Consider the following 4,168-nt stretch of genomic DNA (forward strand, 5'->3'; position numbering starts at 1 on the left):
TGCGCCGCCCCGGCCGAGGCGAACATCTCGTCGAGTTCGGCATCGGTCTTGTCCGCGAGCTCGGGGACTCTGCGCAATTCATCGGGGTCATAGTCGACGGTCACCGTCGACCAGTTCTTCGTCGTCGGGTTCTCGTTGCCGTCGAGATCGGGCACGAGGTCCTGTTCGTGTTCGATCGAGAGCACGTCGATTCCCTCATCGACGGCGAAGTCGGAGACCGGAGCCCCCACCGTCATCAGTGCCGTGACGTTGACATCGTCGAGGAAGGCCGGGTCCGCGGCCAGAGAACCTGCGGTGATCCCTCCCTGCGAGTAGCCGACGAGCATAACCTCGGCGTCGGGCCCGATACCGGCGTCGGCGATCGCCTGGCGCACCATTTCGCGCATCACGGTGTCGTTGCCGGCCATCCCCTGCACGTTCGTCGTCAGGTCGGTCGTATTGTCTCCCGGATTCGGCGACCAATCCGTGGTGGCCGGCACGTAGACGATATAGCGGGTCGTCCCATCGGGTCCGACGATCTCCTCGATGCGGACCTGTCCGGAGTCGGATCCGCGGTGGCAGTTCGCTTCGCGGATGAAGAGGTCGTCGACATCACGGGGCGGCTCTTCGTGCGGCGGCGTCAGCCCTTTCGCCCTCCACACCTCGACATCGGAGGGCAGCAGCAGTCCGAACGCATTCGCACCGGCCAGGACCCAGATCGTCATCGACGTCGAATCGTGCGGCCAGAAGGCGTGGTCGCCTGCGGAGTCGAGGAGGACCGGAGGCAGCCCGAGGAATCCGACGACGAAGCCCGGCAGCACGTGCTCGATGACGGCTCCCGTGACATCGGACTGTTCGAACACGAACGTGATCAGCGCTTCCTTCGCTTTCGCCTTCGTCTTGCCCAGGTCGATGCCGAACTGTTTGGTGATGACATCATCGAGTCCGGTCACGTCGAGGATCTTCGTGACCGCGACGACCTGAGCCCCGACCACGAGTGCGACGGGAATGATGACAGGCAGGCTGAGAGCGATGACGCGGCCGGTCGCGTAGCCGAGAGTGTCCAGCAGTCCGCCGAAGACTTCGCTGAGGCCCTCCTCCGCCTGACGGTAGGCGAAGGCGGCGGTCCGAACGGCGAGCAGTGTCGCCTCGAGCTCGAGCACCGAGGCGGTCAGCTGGCTGTGGAATCGGATCCGGCAGGCATCGAGGTTGAGCGCTGTCACGGGAGCCGGGACCTGGGTGAGGAGGGTCGCGAGATCGAAGTCTCCGACAGCTGCTTCGACGGACAGCTCACCGATGTCCGTGATGACGGTCTGCAGTGCGTCCCCGCTGCCATCGGCGCGTTCATCGACGGTGATCCGCCCACCGCCGCGCGTCGTCGAATCGATCATTGCGGGCCTTTCGCAGCCCCTGCCGTCAGTGTCCGTGTGAGCACGGCGCTCAGCAGCGTCCGCACCGCCGCATCTCCTGCAGCGACGTCGTCGTCGACGGTGACGGAATCGCCGTCGCGCTCGATGACCGGCCGGAACCACGTCCCACCCTTTCGGCGGAGGAACTCCAGCCCCGTGGCTCCCTGTCCGCACGCCCAGCTGAGCGTGAGCACGCAGTCCTGTTCGACGAGCTCGGCAAGATCCTCGACCACGTGCCCGATCCGTCCCGGTTCGATCCGGCGCAGCAGCTGGTGCTGCGCGAAGTCCTCAAGTCCCTCCCCCTGCAGTGCCAAGATCGCGTTTCCGACACCCGGCCCGAGGCACAGCGCCAGGTGAACGGTTTCGGTTCCCGATGACACGACAACACTGATGCGCGTGCTCACCCGATTGAGTTCGGAGGCGAATCCTCGCAGCCAGGCGGTGAGCACATCGAGATCCCGTTTCGCGCCTCCACCGCCCTCGGCCTGTCCCGGGGCCGCGGCGAGAGTTCCCGTACCTGCGCCGACCGATTCCGGGGCGCCGCTGCCCCGCCCCACCGTCGCCGAGGCGGAAGGACAGTCCCGTTCGATCCGGCGCGGGAGCAGGTCGGGCGGCCAGAGCCGACGCAGCCGTTCGGGCAGCCGGGTGATCCGGTCGAGGTCGACGACGATCCAACTGTCGATCCCTGCTGTCTCACGTGCGGCGGGGCGGGCGTTCACAGTTGGATCCGCCCGCCTGCCGACACGACCTGCAGGTGGAGGTCGTACGCCTCGGCGAGCTTCTCCGCCCGCTCACCCAGCCGGTCGATCGACTCCGCGCATGAGGCCACCCGGTCATCGAACAGCTTTCCTGCTGGGGAATCCCATCCGTTGATCCGGCGGCAGCTCTGCGCCAGGGAGTGCAGCACCTGCGCTCGCCGTCTCCACTGCTCGCGATTGCGCTCCAACTCATCCGTGATCATGCCTCAGCCCTCCCGCCTGTCCGTCCGGCATCCGTGCCCGAATCCCTCGACCGTAGGAGGCCCCAGCGCAGGAGAGAAAGCCTCGATTTCGGGCCTGGGGAAGAGCCTCGAGCGTCCACAGGGCCGTGATGTCGAAGTCACCGCGGAATCCACAGGGGACGACGCTCGAGTCCCGCACTCCTCCCGCGTCTACCGGCCGGTAGTCCCGGACGGGTGCCGACCCGATTCGCCGCTCATGAGAAAATGAGGGCATGCCGACTGTTTCCCTTGCCGAAATCTCGCCCGCCATCGCTCTCGGACCGCTTGATGGTCGCTATCGCAAAGACACCGCTGACCTCGTCGATCACCTCTCCGAGGCGGCTCTCAACCGCAATCGCATCACGGTGGAGATCGAGTGGTTCATCCACCTCGCACAGAACTCGGTGATCGAGGGTGTACGCACCCTCACCCCCGATGAGGTCGACGGACTGCGCGCCTTCGCCGCCGACTTCGACGCCGACACCATCGCCACGCTGGCCGCTCATGAAGCCGTCACCGTCCATGACGTCAAGGCCGTCGAATACACAATCAAAGAAGCCCTAGTGACGATCGGCGCCCAGGATCTCGGCGAGCTCGTCCACTTCTGCTGCACGTCCGAAGACATCAACAACCTGTCCTGGGCATTGGGCATCAAGGGCGCCACCGAACAGGTGTGGCTGCCGCGAGCCAAGGCTCTCATCGACGCTCTCGCCGAGTCCGCCACGGAAATGGCCGAGGTTCCGATGCTCGCCCACACCCATGGTCAGCCGGCCACACCGACGACGATGGGCAAGGAACTCGCGGTCTTCGTCCACCGCCTCCGCCGCCAGTACGAGCGCATCGCCGCCACCGAGTTCCTCGGCAAGATCAACGGCGCCACGGGCACCTATTCGGCGCATCTGGCGGCCGTGCCGGGAGCCGACTGGCCGCAGATCGCCCGCACCTTCGTCGAAGACCGTCTCGGGCTGACCTTCAACCCTCTGACGACTCAGATCGAGTCCCACGACTGGAATGCCGAACTGTTCGCCGATCTCGCTCGGTTCAACCGGATCGCACACAATCTGGCCACCGATATGTGGACCTACATCTCGATGAACTACTTCAAGCAGATTCCCGTCGCCGGTGCGACCGGTTCGTCGACGATGCCGCACAAGGTCAACCCGATCCGGTTCGAGAACGCCGAAGCCAACCTCGAACTCTCCTGTGCTCTTCTCGATTCCCTGGGCTCGACGCTGGTCACCTCGCGGATGCAGCGCGACCTCACCGACTCGACCTCACAGCGCAACATCGGTGTCGCTTTCGGCCACTCGGTGCTCGCACTCAACAATCTGGTCAAAGGTCTCGGAGCCCTCGCCATCAACGAGGAAGCTCTGGCCGCCGACCTCGACGGCAACTGGGAGGTCCTCGGTGAAGCCGTCCAGTCGGTCATGCGCGCCGCCGGGCTGCAGGGCGCGCCGGGAATGGACAATCCGTACGAAACGCTCAAGGAACTCACTCGCGGCAAGCGCATCAACCAGGCCGATCTGCAGACGTTCGTCGACGGTCTCGGGCTGCCCGAGGAGCGCGCCGAACTGCTCAAGGCTCTGACACCTGCCACCTACACCGGTGTCGCGGCTCAGCTCGCTGAGTCCGAGGTCGCGGACTGGAAGGCCGTCAGCGAGGGCTGAACCACGACGCTGACGACACATCGAGGCCGGTCGTCCGAATTCGGAAGACCGGCCTCGCTTCTCGAGGGTCAGACGGAAGGGATGTCGAAGGTCGTCGTGAACTCGGGGACCTTCTCGTCGGTTCCCATCACCTT

4 protein-coding genes are annotated in these 4,168 nt (G+C 65.5%); 1 reads left to right on the forward strand and 3 read right to left on the reverse strand.

Annotation, left to right across the window (positions count from 1 at the left end; all coding sequences use genetic code 11):
- The 3 genes from ACTIIH_RS15370 to ACTIIH_RS15380 form a co-directional block, all read right to left on the reverse strand.
- A partial coding sequence (locus tag ACTIIH_RS15370) for a hypothetical protein (protein ID WP_441452741.1) occupies window positions 1-1,370 on the reverse strand: 1,370 nt, incomplete at its 3' end.
- Window positions 1,367-2,107 carry a hypothetical protein gene (locus tag ACTIIH_RS15375; RefSeq protein ID WP_441452742.1) on the reverse strand — a complete coding sequence of 247 codons (741 nt, stop codon included), beginning with the start codon at window positions 2,105-2,107 and terminating at the stop codon, window positions 1,367-1,369. The genes ACTIIH_RS15370 and ACTIIH_RS15375, both read right to left, overlap by 4 nt.
- On the reverse strand, window positions 2,104-2,349 hold the full coding sequence (locus tag ACTIIH_RS15380; protein WP_441092104.1) for a hypothetical protein: 246 nt from the start codon (window positions 2,347-2,349) through the stop codon (window positions 2,104-2,106). Before ACTIIH_RS15380 ends, ACTIIH_RS15375 begins: the two co-directional genes overlap by 4 nt.
- A gap of 251 nt (window positions 2,350-2,600) precedes the next feature.
- Here ACTIIH_RS15380 and purB point away from each other — a divergent pair, with 251 nt between their 5' ends.
- Window positions 2,601-4,034 carry an adenylosuccinate lyase gene (purB, locus tag ACTIIH_RS15385; RefSeq protein WP_441452743.1) on the forward strand — a complete coding sequence of 478 codons (1,434 nt, stop codon included), beginning with the start codon at window positions 2,601-2,603 and terminating at the stop codon, window positions 4,032-4,034.
- The last annotated feature ends 134 nt before the right edge of the window (window positions 4,035-4,168 follow it).

The sequence above is a fragment of the Brevibacterium sp. genome, from assembly GCF_052105255.1.
GTDB lineage: Bacteria > Actinomycetota > Actinomycetes > Actinomycetales > Brevibacteriaceae > Brevibacterium > Brevibacterium linens_B.